Raw genomic sequence first — 20761 nt, 5'->3', positions numbered from 1 at the left:
CTACAACCGCAGCTCGCGGAACACCGCGTAGAGCCGCACGATCCAGAAACACAGCGGGAATACCAGCACGATCGCGAGGTATTCCAGGATCTCCACCTGGCGGCGCATCACCGGTGAGAACTCCAGCCGCGGCGCGATGACACCGCAGCCGACCATCAACACCATCAGCGCCACCAGCGCGAGGGTGGCGTAGAACTCCCAGCCGTCGAGGACCGCCGCCGTCTTGAGGATGCACAGCAGCGCAATGGTCATCCCGGCGGCGATCAGCGTCGCGGACTGCACCAGATCGTGGTGGCTGCGTCCGCGCAGGCACAGCACCGTTGCCACTGCGGTCGCGAATACCGTTCCTTGCCAATAGAATCCGTCGCTCAGGTCGAGAGCCAGGTAGCAGCCTGCGGTCGCTGTGACCGCGGCCGCGGCCAGGATGCCGGTCAGGTACTGGCTGGCCCGCCGGACCCGCACGATCATGCCTTCCTCAGTCGGGATCACCTGCTTGCCGACGGCGTTGACGCCTTCGACGGTGGTGCCGCCCTGCGTCTCGATGTCGTCCAGCGGCTCACCGGCCGTCGGCACCCGCGGTACCGGAAGCTTGGCCAGCAGGATGGTCACCCGGGGCGACAGGTAGACGACGATCACCGACACCGTCGCCAGCACCGCGCCGACGGCCCGCGGCGACGGGTCCCACAGCAGGTCGGCCACACCCGCTGCGCCGCCGATGACGGCCAGTGAGATCACCGCGGTGTGCAGCGCGCGTCCGCGGCCCGTGATCAGCAACACCAGCAGCGACGCGAGCCCCGTCAGGCCGAACGCCATGGGTAGTGACTTGGTGCCGAAGCCGTCAGGAACCACGTACAGCGCGCCGCCGAACAACAGCGGTGTGGCCACCGCGGCCGTCCACTCCGAGCGCCGGGCGCCTGCCGAACGGTGGGCGATCACGCACGCCACGATCACCGCCAGGACGCCGACACCGAGCGCGGTCGCCGGCACGTAGAACCGGGCGGCGTGGCGTGGCAGCAGGAAAGCCGCGGTGAGAGTTGCTGCCAGTCCGACACCGAAGCAGGTGATCAGGCGAGCGTCGCGGTTCAGCCAGCTCAGGGTGGGATTCTGCGGCGGGCCGGCCTCGTCTTCGACATCGTCGAACAGCATCGGGCGGGCCGGCTGATCCAGCTCCCGGATGACCAGCAGCTCGCCGTCGTAGACGTTGGCCTCGCTCAATGAGCGGCCGGGGTCGATCGGGTCGTCACCGAGACGGGCCAGCGTCCATTTGCCCTCGGTGGTGTCGAACATGAGGTCCTCACCGCGGGGGTGCGCAGCCAGTTGCTCGTTGGCGATGTCGATGACGTCGTCGATGAAGCCCGCGATGCTGGTGTTGGACGGTAAGCCGACGTCAAGCCGCAAATCGCCGACCACGAGGGTGGCGCGACTGAGCGTGGGCTCGGCCTCGGATTCTGCGTCTAATTCCGACAGCGACGGCGGTAGAGTCATCGCTGTCGGCCTCCCGCGGGTTGTGTCATTTGCTGGTGACATTACCTAGGCGCCGAGGGCCAAATCTGAGCCAATTTTGGAGTTTCGGGGAATTTGGGGTGATTTCAGGGTGAGGCGGCGTTGAGTACGCAGGGTTTCGTGCGCCGCCTGCGGGTTTCGCCGCCGCGGATGCCGGGCGGCGAGGTGAACCTGCAACCGCCCCCGGAGGTGCCGCGGGTCATTCCCGGGAACCTCTTGATGAGGCTGTTGCCCTTCGTGATGATCGTCGCCGTCATCGGGATGATCGCGCTGATGGTGACCGTCGGGGGCCGGGACCTGATGAAGAACCCGATGTTCCTGATCTTCCCGATGATGATGGTCATGTCGATGGCCGGCATGTTCATCGGTGGTGGTGGCCGCTCGGGGAAGGCCGCCGCCGAACTCAACGAGGAGCGCAAGGACTACTTCAGCTACCTGGCCAATCTGCGTGACGACGCCGATATGACCGGCGCGGGTCAGCGGGCGGCGCTGGAGTGGAGCCACCCCGATCCGCGCGCACTGTCCGACGTGGTGGGCACCCGCCGGATGTGGGAACGCCGCACCACCGACAACGACTTCTGCCATGTCCGGGTAGGCATCGGCACCCACCGGCTGGCCACCCGGCTGCTGGCGCCGGAGACGGGTCCGCCCGAGGATCTCGAGCCGGTGTCCACGGTCGCGTTGCGCCGCTTCGTCAAGACGCACTCAGTGGTGCACGCGCTGCCGACCGCGGTGTCCCTGCGCGCGTTTCCGGCCATCACCTTCGAGGGCGACCGCAAGCTGGCGCGCCAGTTGGTGCGGTCGATGATCTTGGAGCTGTGCGCATTTCACGGGCCCGACCACGTGCAGGTCGCGGTGGTGACGGCGAACCCGGACGGCGAGAACTGGAGCTGGGTCAAGTGGTTGCCGCATGCCCAGCACGCCACCGCCCGTGACGGCATGGGTTCGATGCGATTGCTTTTCCCCGGTCTGGAGCTGCTGGAGCGCTCGCTGGCAACGGATTTGGGGGAGCGGGGGCGCTTCAGCCGCAACGCCGAGCCAACCAAGGGCCTCAAGCACCTCGTGGTGGTGATCGACGACGGCTACATCACCGGAACGGAGCGGCTGGTCACCGACGCCGGCCTGGACAGTGTCACGCTGCTGGACCTCAATGGCGCCGACGCCCCCGCCAACCGGCGCGGGTTGCAACTCGTGGTCGAAGGAGATGACGTCGGTGCGCGCACCGCGGTCGGAGTCGAACGGTTCGCCACGCCCGACACGATCACTGTCGCCGAAGCCGAGGCGACGGCCCGCCGCATCGGCCGCTACCGGCTGGCCAGTGCCGCGCACATCGTGAACCTGGAGGCCGACGCACGGGCCACCGACCCGGGGCTGATGGCCCTGCTGAAGATCCCCGATGCCGCCGAGATCGTTCCCGAGCAAGTCTGGCGCAAGCGGTCTCCCCGTGAGCGGTTACGCGTGCCGATCGGCTACACGCCCAACGGCCAGCCGCTGGAACTGGATATCAAGGAGTCCGCGGAATCCGGCATGGGCCCGCACGGCCTGTGCATCGGCGCCACCGGTTCGGGGAAGTCGGAATTTCTGCGCACGCTGGTCCTGTCCATGGTCACCTCGCATTCGCCTGAGGTGCTGAACATGGTGCTGGTCGACTTCAAGGGTGGCGCAACGTTTCTCGGATTGGAGGGGGTGCCGCATATCGCGGCGATCATTACCAACCTGGAGGACGAGCTGATCCTGGTCGACCGCATGCGCGACGCACTGGCCGGTGAGTTGAACCGCCGCCAGGAGCTGTTGCGGGCGGCCGGCAACTTTCCCAACGTCAACGAATACGAGCGCGCCCGGGCCAACGGCGCCGAGCTCGATCCGCTGCCGGCGCTGTTCGTAATCGTCGACGAGTTCTCCGAACTGCTCTCGCAGAAACCGGATTTCGCCGAGCTTTTCGTGATGATCGGCCGACTGGGCCGGTCCCTGCACGTCCACCTGCTGCTCGCATCGCAGCGCCTCGAGGAAGGCAAGCTGCGCGGGCTGGATTCCCACCTGTCCTACCGGATCGGGCTCAAGACCTTCTCGGCCGGGGAGTCGCGCAGCGTCCTCGGCGTGCCGGACGCCTACCACCTGCCCAGCGTCCCCGGGTCGGCGTTCCTGAAATGCGATGCCTCCGAACCGGTTCGGTTCAACACCTGCTACGTCTCCGGTGAGTACGTCCGGCCACGCCGGGCGCAGTCCGGCCGCGGCAGGCAATTGGGCGCGCTGGCACCCAAGCTGTTCACCGCGACGCCGGTCAAGAAGGATGCGGTGCCGGCGGCCCCGGTGGTCGAGCCTGATGCACCCAGCATCTCGTCGTCCCCGGTGCGGACGACTCTGCTCGACGTCGTGGTATCGCGGCTGCGAGGCCACGGCCGCCCGGCCCACGAGGTGTGGCTGCCGCCGCTGGACGAAAGCCCCGCGGTGAATCAGCTCCTGCCCGATGCGAACTGGTCCGCCCCGGAGAACCTCGACGGACGGCTGTGGCTACCGATGGGGGTCGTGGACCGGCCCTACGATCAGCGTCGCGACGTGTTGATGGTCGACCTGTCCGGCGCCCAAGGCAACGTGGCGGTGGTCGGTGGGCCGCAGTCGGGTAAGTCGACGGCGTTGCGCACCTTGATCATGTCGGCCGCGGCCACCCACACGCCCGAGCAGGTGCAGTTCTTCTGCCTGGATTTCGGTGGCGGCACGCTGACGAGCCTGGTCAACTTGCCGCACGTGGGCGGGGTCGCCGGCCGGATGGACGCCGACGGGATCCGGCGGACCGTGGCCGAAGTGGCTGGGGTGTTGCGTGCCCGCGAGGTGCGGTTCCGCGATTTGGGCATCGAGTCGATGCGCGACTTCCGCCAGCGCAAAGCGCACCTGGCGACGCTGCCGCCCGAGGTGGCGGCACGGGATCCGTTGAGCCAGGACAAGTTCGGTGACCTCTTCCTGGTGATCGACGGCTGGGCATCGATCCGCAGCGACTTCGAGATGCTGGAGCCGACGCTCAACTCGCTTGCTGTCCAGGGTCTTTCGTACGGCATCCACCTGGTGATCTCGGCGACGCGCTGGATGGAGATGCGTGCTGCCGTCAAGGACATGCTCGGCACCCGCATCGAGCTGAAGCTGGGTGATGCACTCGACAGCGACGTGGGCCGCAGGTTCAACGAGCTGATCCCGGTCGGCCGGCCGGGCCGGGGGATGAGTCACGAACGGCTGCACATCCTGATCGCACTGCCACGCCTGGACTCCAGTTCGGGGGTCGAGGATCTGCCCGACGGAGTGTCGGCCGCGGTCAAGGCGATGCGGGCGCACTACGGCAAACGGCAGGCGCCGCGCGTGCGGATGCTGCCGCACAAGGTGGACCGTGCGGCGGTGGTCCGGGTGGCAGGATCGGCCCGAATGCTCGGCAAGGCCCGCTTCGCCATCGGCATCAACGAGGCCGAATTGATGCCCGTCGTACTCGACTTCGACGCGCAACCGCATCTGGTCGTGTTCGGGGAAGCGGAATGCGGCAAGACCGGACTGCTGCGCAACATCGCCACCGGCGTGATGGAGAACGCGAGCCCGGAGCAGTGCAAGATCGTGCTCGTCGACTACCGCCGCTCGATGCTCGGCGTCGTCGCGAACGACTATCTGGGCGGCTACGCCACCGCGTCCCAGTCCTGCACGGAACTGATGGGCGCCCTGGCCGAGACGTTGCGGGAGCGGATCCCGCCCAGCGACATCACCCAGCAGCAACTCAAGGAGCGATCGTGGTGGTCGGGTCCGGACATCTTCGTGATGGTCGACGACTACGACCTCGTGGCGACGGGATCCATCAGCAGCCCGTTGAGCCCGCTGGTCGAATTCCTGCCGCAGGCGCGTGACATCGGTCTGCGCATCGTCGTCGCCAGGCGGATCGGCGGAGCCGGACGCGCGATGATGGACCCCTTCGTCGGCCGGCTCAAGGATCTGTCCTGTAACGCTCTGGTGATGAGCGGAACCAAGGACGAAGGGGCGCTGTTCGGCTACAAAGCCAGCGAAATGCCGCCCGGTCGCGGAATGTTGATCTCTCGCACCGCCAAGAGCGGAGTGATCCAGCTCTCCAGAATGGTCGACCTGTGACCGGCGTCAGCGAACTGAGGCGAATCCGGGTGGTCTCGGCCGCACCCGATCACATCCGCGTGTCGGTTTTCGGAGGTCGGACGCAGCTGGATATCGCACTGCCACTTGATGTTCCGGTGTCCGGTTTCGTCCCCGAAGTGGCGCGCCTGATCAGTTCCCGCGACGCAGAAGAGGACTCGAAGGATGAGTGCCGGACGTTCTGGGTGCTCAGCCGTTTCCACAGCGCTGCCGAGCTGCGACCCGAGCAGACGCTGCGTGATGCCGGGGTGGTCAGCGGGGAGCTGCTGCGGCTTACGCCGCGACGGGCGCTGACGCCGCCCAGCCTCTACGACGATGTGGTGGACGCGGTCGGCCGCTTGAACAAATCCGCCTATGCCGCTTGGGATTCGGTGTCGGCGCGCTGGATGGCGTTTGCCGGGGTGCATCTCGCCGCGTTGGCGATCGTGTACTGCCTGATCGGTGGGGTCGGCGCGCCGAATCATTACGTGATCGTCGCCCTGGCCGCAGCGGCCGTCTTGGCGTTGGTCGGCGGGGCGACGATGGCGCACCGTTTCTACGGCCTGGACAGTGTCGCCGCGGCGCTGGGGTGGGCGGCGATCCCGATCACGGCCGGAATTGCCTTCGCGTTGCTGGGCCACTACGGCAGTTTCGGGGGCTACGTCGGGCTGGCCGGCGCCTGCGGGTCGGTGCTGGCGTTGTGCGTGCTGTACGACCGGGTGATCGGAACCGGGCACTGGGCGTATCTGGCCAGCGCGCTGACGTTCGGGATGGTGGGCATCGCGCTGGTGGCTCGGGCCCTGCACGCACGAGCCGACATCGTGTCGGTGACCGCCGCAGTGGCGGCGACACTCGGATGTCTGGTGGTGCGGCGGTTGACGTCGCGGCTGGGGCGATTCAAGACCCCTACGGTCACTGTCGAAACCAACCGCGAGGACTGGGATTTCGAGAACCCATTCGATCAGTCGGCCTTGACGGCCAAGCGCGACGACGACTCGGGTGCGGCGATGCCGACCGCGGAAACCGTATGGAACCGTGCGAAATCGGCCGCCGTCATTCGCGCCGGGCTGCTGACCGGGTTGGCTGCCGCCGCAGTGGTTCACGTGACTCTGCTGCTCCGTAGCGGCAGTGTCGCGGACTGGTCGGTGTTTACCCTGGCGCTGTCGGTTGCCGCGGTGCTGGCGTTGCGGAGCCGGACATTCGACAGCTGGTTCGAACGTGCGTCGGTGGCGACGCCTGCCGTGGTGATTCTGGTGGTCACCTGTGTCGCGGCGCAGAACGGGCCCATGCCCATGCCGTTGGTGTCGCTGGGCGTGCTGCTCGCCGTGGCGGTGGGTGCCGCGTGCGCCGGCCTGATGATGCCGAGTGGAGGCGTGCCGCACCGAGTGGCCACGCTGCTGTCCTATGCGGAGTACCTGGCGGTCGGTTCGCTGATCCCGTTGGCGCTCTGGGTGGTGGGTGTCTACCAGCGCCTAGGCCTCTGATGAGGCGGGTCGGCGCAGTGCTGGCCGCGGTCATGCTGACGGCGCTGCTGGATCCCGCGCCGGCGTCGGCGATCCAACCACCGGTCGTCGAACCCGGACCGCCGCCCAACGGGCCGCTGGGTCCCCCCGAGCCGACCGACCTCAAAGCGATCTGTGGAGTCCCGACCGGGGTACTGCCGCAAACCGACTTCAGTCTGCAGACCAGCGCCGAAGCCATGCTCAACTACACCGCTGCCTGGCGCTTCTCCCGCGGCGCGGGGCAGAAGGTGGCGGTGATCGACACCGGCGTCAATCGGCACCCGCGGCTGCCGCTGCTGGAGGGCGGCGGCGACTATGTGTCCAACACCGACGGTCTGCAGGACTGTGACGCCCACGGAACCTTGGTGGCGGGGCTGATCGCCGCTGCACCCAGCCCGGCCGACGGCTTCGCCGGGGTGGCACCCGAGGCGACGATCCTCTCGATCCGGCAGAACAGCACCGTGTACGGCGTCAAAGAAGGCGGGTCCGGCCAGGCCAATGACCCGAACGCCACGTCGCCCGGTTATGGGAACACCGTGACGCTGGCGTATGCCATCACCCGCGCGGTCAGCCTGGGCGCCACCGTCATCAACCTGTCCGAGGTGGCCTGCAGCCCGGTCGGCGGCGGTCTGGACGACGCCCAACTCGGGCGCGCGGTGCGCTACGCCTACGAACGCAACGTGGTGGTGGTGGCCGCGGCGGGCAACTTCAACAATCAGGGCCTGTGCAAGGTCCAGAATGCGATGCCCGATCCGAACATGCCGCTCAAGAGTGGATGGGATTCGGTGCGCACCATCGCCAGCCCGGCGTGGTTCAGCGACTACGTGTTGACCGTCGGTGCGCTGACGACGTCGGGTGAACCCGCCGATTTCAGTCTGCACGGGCCCTGGGTGGGCGTGGCGGCTCCGGGCGAACGGATCATCTCGCTGGACTCCGGCGGTCCCGGACTGATCAATGCCGTGATGAGCCAGCAGGGATTGGCGCCGATCAACGGCACCAGTTTCGCGGCTCCGTTCGTGTCCGGCGTGGTGGCCTTGATCCGATCCCGATTCCCGGAATTGAACGCCGGTCAGGTCATCGACTTGGTCAAGCGCACCGCCCACACGCCAGGTGCCGGCCCCAACGAGGCCACCGGCTACGGCGTCGTCGACCCGATCGCCGCGCTCACGTACCGCCTGCCGGCCGCGAACCAGATGCCTAACCCGGAGGCCGCGAAGCCGATCGCCGGCCGGCCCCACCGCGACCCCAGCAGTCAACGGGCCCGCATCATCGTGCTGTCGGTCACCGCGGGTGCCGTGGCTCTGGCGGGAGTGGCGTGGGCGTTCGCGGTGGCCCGGCGACGACGGGATTCGGACCCGGCGAGCTAATAATTATGCGTTTTGCGCTACGTAGAATTGAATACGGCGAATAACGAGGAATTGCGAAAGGGGGGACGACATTGTCGAAACAAACGCCCGAGTCGAAGCAATCGCCCGAGTCGAAGCAATCGCCCGAGTCGAAGCAAACGCCGGACGAAGACGAGCGCGGAGCATTGGCGCGTCCTCCCTGGCTGCCCGGTGAGAAGAAGCGCCGACGGGTCCACCTCGGCCGGGGAAAACGGCACGACGAGGCCGACGAGCGTCGCGATCGGCCGGCCAAGCCGGAGGAGAAGACCGATCAAGCCGGGCCGCAGCGTGCCGAGTTCGAGGATGTGCCGCCCAAGCGGGACCGCGTCGCGGTGTCGCGGCGCACACCGGACGCCGATCCTGAGTCCCAGGCGGCGCCGGGGGACGATCTCCCGGAGGCTCGGCCCAAGCGGGTCGCCGTGCCATTCGACCGAGTCCGGCGTCTTCAGCAGGTGCACCCCGAGCCGCCCCCGCCCACCGCGGAACTGCCGCCGAAGCCAGAACCGCCGCCCCGCGAGCCGCCGTCACCGCCGGAGCCAGAGCCGCCGGCGTCCATAGAGGTTTCCGCCCCGATTCCGGAAAAGCCGGCCGCCAGCGCCGACGTACCGCATGTCGAGGAACCGGAGCCGCCGCTGGCGCCGGACGAGGTGGCGCCCCCGCCGGAGCCCGCGCCGCCATCCGAGGCGTCGCCGGAATCGGTGGAGTGGGTGTCCGAGGCGCTGGCGCGTTTGGAATGGCAATATGACTCGCTGCTTGCCGAGTCGTTGGTAAAACCGGAGCCGCCGTCCGAGCCGGCGGGCGACTCCGAATTCGAGGAGGCTGAAGATTTTTCGGCGGAACCAGATCACCAGCCCGTAATCGAAGCGCCGAGTGAATTCGCCGGGGCCGCTGATGTGGATCTCGAGCCCGCGAAGGCCGAGGTGCTGTCTCAAACCGAACCTTCGACGGAGCTTTCGGAGGAGGCGGAGCATTCGGCGGAACACGAATCGGACATCGAGTATCGAGTCGAACTCGCTGCACCACCGGATTCCGTTTCCGCGGATGCTTTTGAGGCTGAGCCGGACTTTAAACTTCGGGACGAGCCCGAATTACCCGCGACGCTGACGGAACCCGAGGCGATGGTTTCGGTGGAACAGATGGCGGAACCGGACGTCGAGTATGCGGTCGAACCCGTTGCGCCAGTACTTGTTCCGGAGGATGATCTCGATACCGAGCCGGACTTTGAACTCCGGGAGGAGCCCGAGCTGACGGTGACCGAACCGGTGGTGGAATCTGAGCCCCTGTCGGTCGCGTCGGAACCGCAGTGGGAGCCACCGCCGCTGATGGAACCCGAGTCGGTAGTTGAGGTTTCGACGGAGCAGGAATGGACGCCTGAGTCTGAGGTCGAGATTGCGCCGACGGAACCCGAGCCTGTCGAGGAATCGACGCAGGAGTCCGAATCCGGGGAGCTCGACGAGATCGAGTTGAGAGCAGCGGCTTTGCTTGAACGGATGGCTGCCAAGAGGGCTCAAGCCGCGGCCACCCCGCAGGAACCGGAGGTTGACCTCATCGCTGACGACACACCGGACATGGAAGAACCCGACCAGTTGCCTGCCGAGCCCACGGAAGAATTCCAGGCGCCGGCAGAAGAGGAAGACGCCGACGAGGCGGTGCCGACGCAATGGCTGCCGGCCGATCTGGTGAGTGACGTCCAGCAGCCTGTGCCCGAGCCGGAGCCCGACGCCGAGCCGGAACCTGGCAAAGAATCACTTGAGGACGCGGTCGTCGCGCCCACCGAATCTTTCGAGTCTGCGCCTGCGATGCAGGACGTCCAGGAGGCCGCTCCCGCCGCCGAGGAGCGAACGAAAGCGCTTCGCCGGCCGGCACCACCGCCATGGCAGACGCCGAGCTCCGCCATGGCAGCGGAGATCGAAGAAGTGGTGATGGACGCTGCTGTGGCGCAACCTGAGCCGGCGCCCGAGTCGCCTGAGCCTCCAACGCAACAGGGGCCGTTGATTCCCGGCCCGCAACCGCCGCTGCCACCGGCGCAGACCAGAAGACGGCCCCGCGCGGGCTCCCGGCCTCCCTGGCCGCCACCGCCACCGCCGGGACCGTTCCCCCCGCCGCCCTGGTGGCCGGGACCGCCGCCGGGGCAGCGTGTTTCGCCCGCACCCAGGCCGGCGGCATCAGCCCAACCGCCGCGGGCCGCGCAGCCGAAGCCGCCGCGGGCACCCCAGCCGACTCCGCCGCCGGGCCGGCCCCAGCCGCCTGTCGGCGGTCCGCCGCCGGGATACCAGCCTTTCCGGATGCCGCCGTCGATCGACGAGGCGGAGATCGCCAACCCGGATCGCTTTGCTCCGCCGTCGGGTTGGCGCCGTGCGGTGCACAAAGCCACCGGCGGCCATGTCAATCCGGGAGCGTCCCGGAAGGAACGCCAGCAGGATCATCTGCTGGCCGAGATCCGGCAGCCTATCGTCGGTGACTTCCGTATCGCGGTGCTTTCGATCAAGGGTGGGGTCGGAAAAACCACCACCACGTTCGGGTTGGGCTCGGCACTGGCGACGGTGCGACATGACCGGGTGATCGCAGTCGACGCGAATCCCGACCGCGGCACGCTGGGGGAGCGGGTCGGCGACCTGTCGACCCGATCGACCGTGCGTGACCTGTTATCGGATCCCAACATCAACCGCTATGCCGACGTTCGCAATCACACCCTGATGGCGACCAGCCGACTGGAAGTGCTTGCCAGCGAACAGGACCCGGCGGTGTCCGAGGTCTTCGGCGCGGACGATTACCGCCGCACGGTCGATATCTTGCGGCACTACTACAACATCATCCTGACCGACTGCGGTACCGGCATCATGCATTCGGCGATGTCAGCCGTTTTGGACCTGGCTCACACCATTGTGCTGGTCAGCTCGCCCGCGATCGACGCGGCGCGCAGCGCGTCGGCCACGCTGGATTGGCTGATGCAGCATGGGCATTCGGGTCTGGTGCGGGAGGCGCACGTGGTGCTGAGTGCCTCGCGTCCGGGCTCGGCGGCACTCAAGCTGGACAAGGTGTACGAGCACTTCCAATCACGTTGCCGCTCAATCCATCTCATCCCATTCGATCCGCATCTGGCCGAGGGCGCCGACGTCGATTTCGGCCGGTTGAACCCTGCGACGAGGCAGGCCTATCTCGAATTGGCGGGCGCGGTGGCGGAGAACTTCGGGCGGTTGCGGGCGCCGCGCGAACAGGCATGACGTGGGCCGTGAACGGGTGGGTTGTCTAGCGGGATATTTCGTGACAGTCTCGGTCACTTTCGCCGAGCACATGGCCCGGCTTGTCCGGCCACGGCGCTCTCTTCGGAATGACCGCCAGTGACGTCGCGGCTCCGAGGCCTGCAAGGGTTTCTGACGAGCGTTGGCGTGGGTGCTGTGTGGGCGGCGGTCAGCATTGCTGTCGTCTCACCATTGTTCGTTCTGTTGGGCGACAACATTTCACCCCAATCTTCCGCAGCCGGTGTTGCGGGATTCGTCGCTATATGCGTCGTCGCTGTTGCTAGCTGCGGCGACACGTCGTTCGGGCAGGGGCGCGCTCGCCAACTTCTTTGGTCTAGCCGCCGTGGGCGCGGGTGCATGGGGCCTCTGGGAAGTCAGGGGATGTTTCACATCCCGTGCTGTGCTTCCCCTGGTGGCTGACTCATCTGGCGCCAACGTCATTGCTGCGGCTGCAATGATCGCCGCCGCAGCAGCCGCGGTCTTAAGCTTGATCACTACCTTTGGCCGCCGGCAGGCGGACGCCCGAACGGCGCTTGCCACCGGCGAGATACGTTGGCGCAAAACCTTTTCGTGCGTCGATCCGGCCGGCACTCAGGGAGTGTTCGGACAGTTCGGCACACCCCATTCTAACTTCTGAACGCGAATTAACGACTCACGACACTAGTCGGCCTGGTGCAGAAGGCCACTTAGTCGCCAATCGGAAATCTCAGACGAACGTCAAGCTACACGAATGTCGCTAATCACCGTCGTCGTCAAGCCCATCGCGTTCCCGGACGAACATGCGCCACTGGTGTTGGATTTGGCGCTCGCAATATTCCTCGATCCGCGCGCGTTCCTGCTCGGGGATGCTTTTGCCGTAGCCGGGGTTCTCATCGAGCCAGTCCGCGATGCGTTCGTCGACCATGGCGTGATATCGACGACGAAACCGCTCGGCGTCCTGCTCGGAAGATTCATCGGGTTCGGCAGCGACCTCAGGATTGGAATCGTGCAGGTGCGGAGGAAGTTTTCCGGTCCGCAGTGCGTAGAGGACCTCCGGTGGCAGATGAGATGTATCGGCCACCGCTAAACCCCCGGCGTATTGGGCCACCCCGGTGTGGACACCGGGCCCTTGTCAATCGGCGGCGGGTTGGTCGCACAATCAGGATCCATCACGGGGTATAACGTATCGAATTTGCTTGTGTACCAATCGCCGAACACCGAGACCAAAGGTGCCCGCCCCGGTCCTTTCTGGTTGGCTGGTGGTGCCACCCCGACCCGTTGGAACGTGATCGTGCGCTTGAAGATGGTGTAATTGTCCGGGAACGAACCGTCCAGCGATACTTCACCTGCGTAGCAGACGACAGCGGTCGCCGAGCCGTCGGGAGACAGCGTGAGGTCGTGCACCCAATTTGTCTGAAAGCCCGTGGCTGGAAGCCCGGTGTGTAACCAGTGATAGCCGCTATCGCGGGCGGCTTTGGCGAAGCCGGGGTAGGAGCCGTCGGCGCCGTCGACATTGAAGTCAGCGATGTGGTCGGCTTCGGTGTAGGCGCGTAGGTAGGTGCCTTCAGGGCTCATCAAGTCCACTGCCGGGGTCGACACCCAGTGCTCGGAGAACTTCACATTGCGCGGCACCTGATAGCCCGCCGGAGCCCGCGTCGTGGTGGCCGAAACCGGCGGTGTCGCAGGAGGTTTCGACGTCGAGCATCCGCTAATGACCGCCACGACGCAGCTGACCACACACCAAGCCACAATTGCGCCGGCGCCGCGGTTCATCGGTTGCTCATGCCTATCTCCGCCCGGTCGGCGGTTGAGAAACGTTTCCAGGGTCTGGCAATCGTTCGTACTTGATTTGAGTGTCCCGTAAGCCTTCCGCGTAATCTTCGTCCCACATTCCCACGTGTAATCGACCGCTGCCTTCCAGGTCGCGGTAAGCCTGAAGAAATCGTTGACCGTATTTCGAGACTGTGTTCCAGTCGAGCTTCCATCCGTTGTTGCCATCGGGAACAAAGAAATCTTTAGGTCCGTCCGCAGTCGGCACATTCTGGAATGCGCCGACAATCGACGGATCCCGAATTTCATACCCTGAAACTATGCTGTAGTCATGGTAGATGCTGTCGTTGAGGATCTTGAAATTCTTATCAAGGTTATTCAGTGCAGTCGTTGCCAGCTGGTCTATGTCGTTTGACGGTGTCGGCGGATGAAGTTCATCGAGTTTGAGGTAGGGATTGTATCCGTCGATTACCATTTTACCCAGTAATGATAACGCATCGCCGCCAGGTAACTTGCTGAGCGGCAGCGCCCCAAAGACGTCACTGATCATGCCTTTCTTGCTATCCCAGTCCGCCGAACGCTGGTTATATTCCAGGATGCGCGCGGTGTCGTGGTTCGCCTTTATTGCGTCAAGTTCCGCGTTGTAGCCCCCGTGCAGTGCGGTATCGAGTTGGCCGCCCGCGTGCGCATACTTAACTAGTCCGGTCTCTCCATACTGATGGGCATAGTAGTTCTCCCACGACGCCACTGCCGCTTGGAGCCCTTCGGCTGAGGACGGATCGGAAGACAGCACTTTGAACAGGTTCTGCATTTCTTCAGAGTTCCCGTAGCCCGGGATTCCGGCGGAATCGATACCCGGCACCTCGATGCCCCCGAGGTTCCCGAAATACGGAGTGAGGTTGCGGGTCATCGCTTTGACCAGTTCCGGATCGCGTTGTCCCAGACTTTCGAACTGACCGGACGGATCCCCGGCGTCATTGAGGATCGGAATCTTTCCGCCCAGCAGCTCGTGGTGAGTCGAAGCCAGATGCGCCAGCGAGTCGGCGGCTACCGCTGCCTGATGGCCCTCAAACCCGGGCGTGTGGGCGTTGGGGCCGATCCAGTCCAGCATGTCTTTCCAGCCATGGTCATTCGGGCCGAAGTGCACGGTCGCCAGTGCCTCGAATGCGTGACCGTTGTCGAAATGACCGCCGGCGACTCGGTCCATCGCCGGGCCCGCGTGCAGGAAATCGGCGACAGCCTGATGGTCGACGGAAGCGTTCGACATGATCGCGCTGACCGTCTCGTTCACCTTGCTCAACGAGATGTACTCACGCTGAATGTCGCCCTTCGGCTGATCGGGATCGGCGATGACGGCGATCCGCGACCGTTCGGTGTCGGCAATCCGCGATGCCTGGTTGAGCAGCGCCCGGTCGACGTCGGAACCCAGCGCCAGGCCCTTATTGCCCTTGCTCAGCATGTCGTTGAGCGCATTGAACTGTGTTACCGGAATGGACCGAGAGCCAAAATAGGCGTCGCCCATCAAAGCCGCCGGATCCTTCGTCAGCAACTCATTGACCTTGGCGGGCAACGTTTGCAGTCCACCATGGGCCCCCAGTGCGGTGTGGATGTTGGGGTTGCCCATCATCCGCATGCCGTCGCCCATCGCCCCTTGCAGACCGTACTTGCCCATCGCCGCGTCAATGTCCGCCACCGATTTGCCGTCCATCGCGTGCATTAGCGACGTCAAGTAGTCGTACTGCCCCTGCGGCATGTCCGCAGGTTTGCCATTGGCCAAGGCCGCCAACTCCTCTGGCGTCCAGCGTGTCAACGACGCGCGCACCCGAGCCACCTGCTGGGGGGTGGCATTGCCACCCAGGATGGCGCCGGCGTCATCACGGGCCTGCTGGCCCCCCACCAGCCCGCTCGCAATGGGAGCGGCCGCACCGAGCTCGGCCTTGGCCGCCTCAATCGCATTCTTGGTATTGGCGTCCGCTACGCCCAGTTCGTCGGCCAGCCGCTGCAACGTCGCGGTTCCGGTCGCCGCTTCGTTCGCACGCTGGGCCTTGAGGCTATCCATCTGGTCCTGAGCGGCCTGCTCATCCGAGCCCAGCAGAATCAACGCCATCTTGCCCATTTTGTAGTTGTATCTGTCGGTGACCTGCCAGTCTTCGGACACGTCGAAGTCGTCGCCTTCGAAACCTTTGCCCTGCGAACGCAGACTGTCGATCATCGGCTGCATTGCCTTCGCGCCGGTCTCGTAGGCGCCGGCCAGCGCGTCATAGCCCGCGGCGACTTTTCGGTCTTGGGCCAGCTCCCGATCGGCCCTTCCGTCGCACGCGTTCTCGGTGTCGCCTTTCCAATCGAGTCCATGAACGGTTTGGCGGACGGATTCGGCGGCTTCCAGCATTTTGCGGCCCACCTCGCGGGTCGGGGCAGCCAGATCAGCCAACGCGTTGGCGTTCGCGTTGTACACCATCGTCTTGTGCGGACGTGTCACTACATCAGTTCTGGTCGTCGATTAACGGGTAGCTGTGGCTCTAGGTTGCCGGGTTCATGTCGCCCAGCGCCGTCATCGATTTACCGACCGCCGTCGTCAACGCCTGCTGTCGCGTTTGTGGTGGCAGCACCTGGTCAGCCAACTGGAAAATGGTTGCGGCGCCGCGGATCATCTCCGACATTTTCTCGTAGCGGCCACCGACGACCCGCAACGAATCAGCCACCGCTTCCTGCACCCCCGCCAACGCCCCGGCGGTTTCGAATCCGGCCAGCCCGCCGGCCGCGGCACCGGCGTCCGGCGACTGGATGGCGGCAACAGTGCTCTTTGCTGCGCCGATCGCGTTGGCTCCCGCCAGCACATTGTCGAAATTTACCTCCAACAGTGGCGCCACTCATCTCCTCCTTCACGAATTCGCTGATGCCACCCGATTCACGGGCGCATATCGAGAGACCCGTCGGCCCGGACTCACCGCATCCAGTGAGCCCGGGCCAAGGTCAGATCGCCGGAACGATCAGCAGCTGATGTTGGCAGCCTGGCTGTTGTCGAGGTCCTGAACCTGCTGGTTCTGGTCGACGGCACGCGCCCGAGTGGTGTGCAGATCGTTGATGATCTCGTCCATCTCGTTGGAGAACTGCGTGCGCAGCGCATGGATCTCTTCCGGGGCATGGCCGGTGTAGGCCCCCGAGGTGAGTGCGTTGAACAGTTGGTCGACTTCGTTTCGCATCTGCTCGGCGTCGGAGGTGATGCTGCCGATCAGATCCAGCGATTCGTAGTTCGCCGCGAAGTTGTACTTGATGCTGTGCGTCATGATCTTCTCCTGAATTCCTAGCCGTCGAGGTTCTGGTGGGCCTGGATGTATTGCATCGAGCTTTCCGCGAGATTCTTTGTGCGCAGCTGGATTTGCGTCAGGTGGTCGAGGTGCTCGGCCATGCGTCCGTGGAACAGTTGGGCTTGGTTGCCCGCCCAGTTCGCACCGACCATGAGGTTGACTTCGTCTTCCATCTTGCGCAGCAGGCGGTCGGTCTCGACCAGGTGTTCGTGAATTTGCTTGACCTGTGGCGGTGCGTCTTCGGTGACTTCAAATTGCCCGGGAACTGCCATGATTACTCCTTTGTCGGGTGCCCTGGATCGTCGGACACGACGGGTCTGGTCTCATCGAGATACCGTGCTAAACCAATGACGCCTCCCACTGGTCCGTCGATAACTCGACAAGCTGATTGATCGCCTGGCCGATCGTGTGATCAGAGCCCGGCTTCAACGTGGTCCACAGTTGGCCGCTCGGCGAGGCACTCGGCGCGGCGACGATGCGGCCCTTCTTGGTGTAGAACACCCCGACCGCCGCGGGGCGGCGGGTGATGCGGTCCTGCTCGTGGCACAGCGCGTAGAACACGATCTCGGCGAACGCCATTCGTGACGCCAACGCAGACCCGAGAGTCAATGCCGCACGAGGTTCGGCTCCCAGCGCGCGCACCCGATCGGCCAGTAACCGTGCGTCGTGAGTGCCGATGAGGTTGCGGGCGACGATATCCGTCGGCGCTCCCACCGGCGTGATCTGCGCGGCCTCCGCCCGCGGCAGCGCACCGATCAGCGCGTGCGTGGCCCGGGGGAGACTCGCGGCATCGTCTGCCGCCTGCAGGCTGATGTTGTTGCCCACCCGTCGTGCCACCACACCTGATGCACCGCAACGAATTACGCTCACCCGGGCAATGCCGTCGGGAGTGACCAGGCGCATCGCGAACTCACGCTCCGGCCGGCGCAGCGCCCGCAACAGCGGCACCAGTTCCGCGTCGATCTCACCGTCGGCAATCAGGCCACGCGCGATGAGGCTCCGGGTTGCGGTGTCGAAGGCCGCCTCGAGGGCGTCGACGTGCTCGTACCGGGGCCGCACACCCAGCACGGTAGGGAACTCCTGTACGCCGACCCGCTTGCCGGCGACCTGTAGTTCGTCGTCGGTCAGCGTGAAACCGGAACGCAGGGCGGTGGTCACAGGCTCACCTCCTGCTCGGCGCCGATCACCGGCGGGGAGACCCACCGGTCCGACACCTGTTGCAGCGTGCGCTCGGGTTCCTCGGCGAAGCCCTCCGGTTGCTGCGGATCGGGCGCGGCCAGATCGTCGAAGATCGCGGTGTTGGGGCCCCAGCTGACGTGCGAGACCTCAAAGGGTGCGTCGCTCTGCTGCGCGGCGGGCAACCAGTTCTGGCCACCGTCGGACAGGCTGGCGCCGGCCTCACCGGCTCCTTCCAGAGTCCCGGCCTCGCGGAATGACTCGTAGGACTGGCCGCTGCCGTCGCGCCGGTGCCCGCCCATCGGGGCGTAACCGGCACCGCCGCGGCCCATCCCGTTAGCCCCCCCGGAACCATCGGAGGTGAAGTTGGTCTTCTTCAGTTCCTTGGCCTCGGCGCTGGCGGCTACCGGTGTGGCCAGCATCGGCGAAAGCTGCCGCGCCGCACCGCCACCGCCGCCACCGCCCCGCGATCCACCGCCCGACTTGCCCTCCTTCTCGCCTTTCAGCGCAGCGGAATTGGTGACCTGCGGCGGAACCGGCTGTTCCCACGGCTCGGCGAGTTCGGCGACGGCGTCCTCGTAGCGGTGCATCACCGCGGCGGCATCCGCCTGCTGCGCGGACGCGGCCTCCTCGAACTCGGCGAAGCTGCCCTGCACGATCGCGCCGTTGTACGCCGACAAGGACGCCATCATGTCCTGTGCCGCTTTGGCTTCAACAGCTTCGGACACGCTGGGCATGGAGAGGATGGCGACGGTATTGGCGACGGCAGCCTCCTCGGCCCGCCGGCCGTTGGCGGCCGCACTCAGGCTGGCCGCTTGCAGCCACTTCCCGAACGTCTCCAGTTTGCGGACGACCGCTTCGGAGGCGTTGCTGTCCCATGAGCCCCGGACACTTTCGACCAGCCGGTCGTAGTCGGCCGAGATCTTGGCGAACTCGTTGGCCACCCGGATCCATGCCGCACCCGCTTCACCGACCGAGGAGGGGCCCGGGCCCTCGGTCAGGTCGCGCGCCAGCTGCTCGGTGCTGCGCGATTCCCACACCACGTTGGTGAATCCCATTGCCGTACCCCCCTTTCGGTGTCAGTCGTGATAGGTCAGTCAGCCGGATCAGTCAGCGAGATCGGTCTCGGAGATGCGTCCCGCGTGTGAGCGCATCGTCGCCGAGACCTCGCGAATCTCGTTGGCGCCCTGCTCGGATGACTTGGTGAACGAGCCGTGCACCTCGTTGAGGGTGTGTGCGACGCGCTGCGACACCTCGTCCTGACCGGAGGCGATGGTGGTCAGGTTGGGCCGCTCGGTGTCCAGCACATGCTGCATCCGGTTTGCCAGTTCGTCGAGCTGCCGGGTGACCTCGGTGACCTCGTCGGGCCGGATCGAGAGGTGGTTGTAGTCGGTCATGTGAGGGCTCCTAGATTCGCAGTTTGATGTCGGGGCTGTCGTCGGGATCGATTGTGGTGTCGCCGATTACGGCGGGGCTGGCATGGCCGAGGTCGCCTACGATCTCGCCGCCCTGATCCGTCGTGTGCAGGAACGAGGCGGCGGTGTGATTGCCGCCGGCACCCGCCTTCCCGCCGTGCGCGCCGGCCGCGCCGCCCATCATGCCCGCGCCGCCCATGCCCATTCCGGTGCCGCCAGAACCGACCGAGGCACGTGCGGCGCCGATCGATCGTGCCGCGGCGGCTCCGCTGTTCTCGTTCTGCAGCATCGGCGAGGAGGCCGGGTTGCGGGCCGGTGTCGTCGCCCCGATCCCACCGCCGCCACCACCGTGACCGCCACCGCTCGGATGGGTTGCGCTGACCATCCGGCCGGTGTGGCCCAGAGCGGATGCGGGCGCCGCGGCGCCCTGTCCGGCCTGGCCCAAACTCGAAATCAGGCCGGTGCCCGCTTGCATCCCCGCTTGGAGCGCCTGGGTGCCTGCCTGCACCCCCATCGTCAGCGGCATCATGCCCATCTGCATCGCGGGGCCGATCATGCTCATCCCCACCGACATCATCGGGCCGAGCATGCCCATGGCCATCTGGGGGCCCTGTGCGACTGCAACCGGAGCGCCGGTGGCCGTGGTGGTGGCAGCCTGGCTGGTCAGGGTGCTTTCCAGCTCGGTGATGCACTCTGTGGCCAGCGCGCTGGCTCGCGACGCGGACTCGACCATGTTGGCCGCGGTCCACGGCAGCCCGGCGGCGAGGCCCTCGAGCTCGTGCTGGCACTGCTGCAGGATCTCCAGCAGTCGTGCCTGGCCCTGCGCCACGTTGGCCGCGGCCGCGCTGTATTCGCCACCCAGCGCGGTGCCTTGTGCGGCGACGGCGGCGCCGTTCGCCAGCGTCTCGCCGGTTTTGGCGGCGGCCGCGCCGGCGCCGGCGCCGGACCAGCCCTGGCCGCCCATGCCGCCCATCATCTGGCTCATGGCCTGCTGCACACCGCCGGCTGCCTGCTGGAACGCCTGACTGATCCCGCTGAACATCTGCGTGGGATTCAGACCCTGGAACAGGCCCGGTCCCAGCGTGCCGAGCATGTCGGTGACGGGTTTGAGCAGCCCGCTGGCAAAGCTGTTACCCATCCCCCCAGGCGCCGCAGCGCCGGTGAGTTCGGCCGGAATGTCTTCGCCGGGTAAGCCCGGAAACTCCGGGCCACCGGCGGGCAGCTGCCCCATATTGAACTGGTTGAGGATGTCCTGAACAGGCCGGTTTAGCCACGCTTGCAGGTCGTTTTCCATCTGGTTGACGACCGGCGTGTGATCGAAGTCGGGAATCGGCTGCGGCGCCGCGTCGGTGTTGACCACGACGGGGT

16 protein-coding genes are annotated in these 20761 nt (G+C 66.0%); 5 read left to right on the top strand and 11 right to left on the bottom strand.

What is annotated here, in order from left to right; genetic code table 11:
• Complete coding sequence (eccD, locus tag QXK92_RS21300) at positions 1-1485, bottom strand: type VII secretion integral membrane protein EccD (protein ID WP_306244965.1); 1485 nt, start codon at positions 1483-1485, stop codon at positions 1-3.
• A gap of 120 nt (positions 1486-1605) precedes the next feature.
• Between eccD (QXK92_RS21300) and eccCa the strand changes: the two genes are divergently transcribed.
• From eccCa to QXK92_RS21275, 5 genes are all read left to right on the top strand, one after another.
• Positions 1606-5619 carry a type VII secretion protein EccCa gene (eccCa, locus tag QXK92_RS21295; RefSeq protein ID WP_306244964.1) on the top strand — a complete coding sequence of 1338 codons (4014 nt, stop codon included), beginning with the start codon at positions 1606-1608 and terminating at the stop codon, positions 5617-5619.
• On the top strand, positions 5616-7100 hold the full coding sequence (gene eccD, locus QXK92_RS21290; protein WP_306244962.1) for a type VII secretion integral membrane protein EccD: 1485 nt from the start codon (positions 5616-5618) through the stop codon (positions 7098-7100). The genes eccCa and eccD (QXK92_RS21290) overlap by 4 nt, the downstream gene beginning before the upstream one ends.
• Positions 7100-8485, top strand: coding sequence for a type VII secretion-associated serine protease mycosin (mycP, locus tag QXK92_RS21285; RefSeq protein WP_306244961.1), 1386 nt, complete (start codon positions 7100-7102; stop codon positions 8483-8485). Before eccD (QXK92_RS21290) ends, mycP begins: the two co-directional genes overlap by 1 nt.
• 71 nt (positions 8486-8556) lie before the next feature.
• Positions 8557-11727: an AAA family ATPase gene (locus QXK92_RS21280; RefSeq protein ID WP_306244959.1), complete on the top strand. Its 3171-nt coding sequence runs from the start codon at positions 8557-8559 to the stop codon at positions 11725-11727.
• Between the two features lie 430 nt (positions 11728-12157).
• A complete protein-coding gene (locus QXK92_RS21275; RefSeq protein ID WP_306244957.1) occupies positions 12158-12382 on the top strand; it encodes a hypothetical protein in 225 nt (74 codons plus the stop codon).
• A gap of 99 nt (positions 12383-12481) precedes the next feature.
• Here the strand turns inward: QXK92_RS21275 and QXK92_RS21270 are convergent, their stop codons facing one another.
• From QXK92_RS21270 to QXK92_RS21225, 10 genes are all read right to left on the bottom strand, one after another.
• The gene (locus QXK92_RS21270; RefSeq protein ID WP_306244955.1) at positions 12482-12805 is read right to left on the bottom strand and encodes a hypothetical protein; all 324 of its coding nucleotides are present in this window, start codon (positions 12803-12805) and stop codon (positions 12482-12484) included.
• 2 nt (positions 12806-12807) lie between these two features.
• Positions 12808-13446: a hypothetical protein gene (locus QXK92_RS21265; RefSeq protein WP_306244954.1), complete on the bottom strand. Its 639-nt coding sequence runs from the start codon at positions 13444-13446 to the stop codon at positions 12808-12810.
• Positions 13447-13510: 64 nt separating this feature from the next.
• Positions 13511-15973, bottom strand: coding sequence for a hypothetical protein (locus tag QXK92_RS21260; RefSeq protein WP_306244952.1), 2463 nt, complete (start codon positions 15971-15973; stop codon positions 13511-13513).
• A 40-nt stretch (positions 15974-16013) separates the two neighbouring features.
• A complete protein-coding gene (locus QXK92_RS21255) occupies positions 16014-16364 on the bottom strand; it encodes a hypothetical protein (protein ID WP_306244950.1) in 351 nt (116 codons plus the stop codon).
• 120 nt (positions 16365-16484) lie between these two features.
• Entirely contained in the window at positions 16485-16781 is a 297-nt protein-coding gene (locus QXK92_RS21250; protein ID WP_065043942.1) for a hypothetical protein, read from the bottom strand.
• Between the two features lie 17 nt (positions 16782-16798).
• Positions 16799-17074 carry a hypothetical protein gene (locus QXK92_RS21245; protein WP_306244948.1) on the bottom strand — a complete coding sequence of 92 codons (276 nt, stop codon included), beginning with the start codon at positions 17072-17074 and terminating at the stop codon, positions 16799-16801.
• 67 nt (positions 17075-17141) lie between these two features.
• Entirely contained in the window at positions 17142-17960 is an 819-nt protein-coding gene (locus QXK92_RS21240) for an ESX secretion-associated protein EspG (RefSeq protein WP_306244946.1), read from the bottom strand.
• On the bottom strand, positions 17957-19036 hold the full coding sequence (locus tag QXK92_RS21235; protein WP_306244944.1) for a PPE domain-containing protein: 1080 nt from the start codon (positions 19034-19036) through the stop codon (positions 17957-17959). Before QXK92_RS21235 ends, QXK92_RS21240 begins: the two co-directional genes overlap by 4 nt.
• Before the next feature lie 48 nt (positions 19037-19084).
• Positions 19085-19375, bottom strand: coding sequence for a PE family protein (locus tag QXK92_RS21230; RefSeq protein WP_306244942.1), 291 nt, complete (start codon positions 19373-19375; stop codon positions 19085-19087).
• Positions 19376-19385: 10 nt separating this feature from the next.
• Positions 19386-20753: a hypothetical protein gene (locus QXK92_RS21225; RefSeq protein ID WP_306244940.1), complete on the bottom strand. Its 1368-nt coding sequence runs from the start codon at positions 20751-20753 to the stop codon at positions 19386-19388.
• Between the last annotated feature and the right edge of the window lie 8 nt (positions 20754-20761).

The organism is Mycobacterium sp. TY815, from assembly GCF_030755135.1.
Taxonomy (GTDB): domain Bacteria; phylum Actinomycetota; class Actinomycetes; order Mycobacteriales; family Mycobacteriaceae; genus Mycobacterium.
Note: the sequence above shows the minus strand (reverse complement) of the source record. Positions and strands in the feature narration are given on the sequence as shown.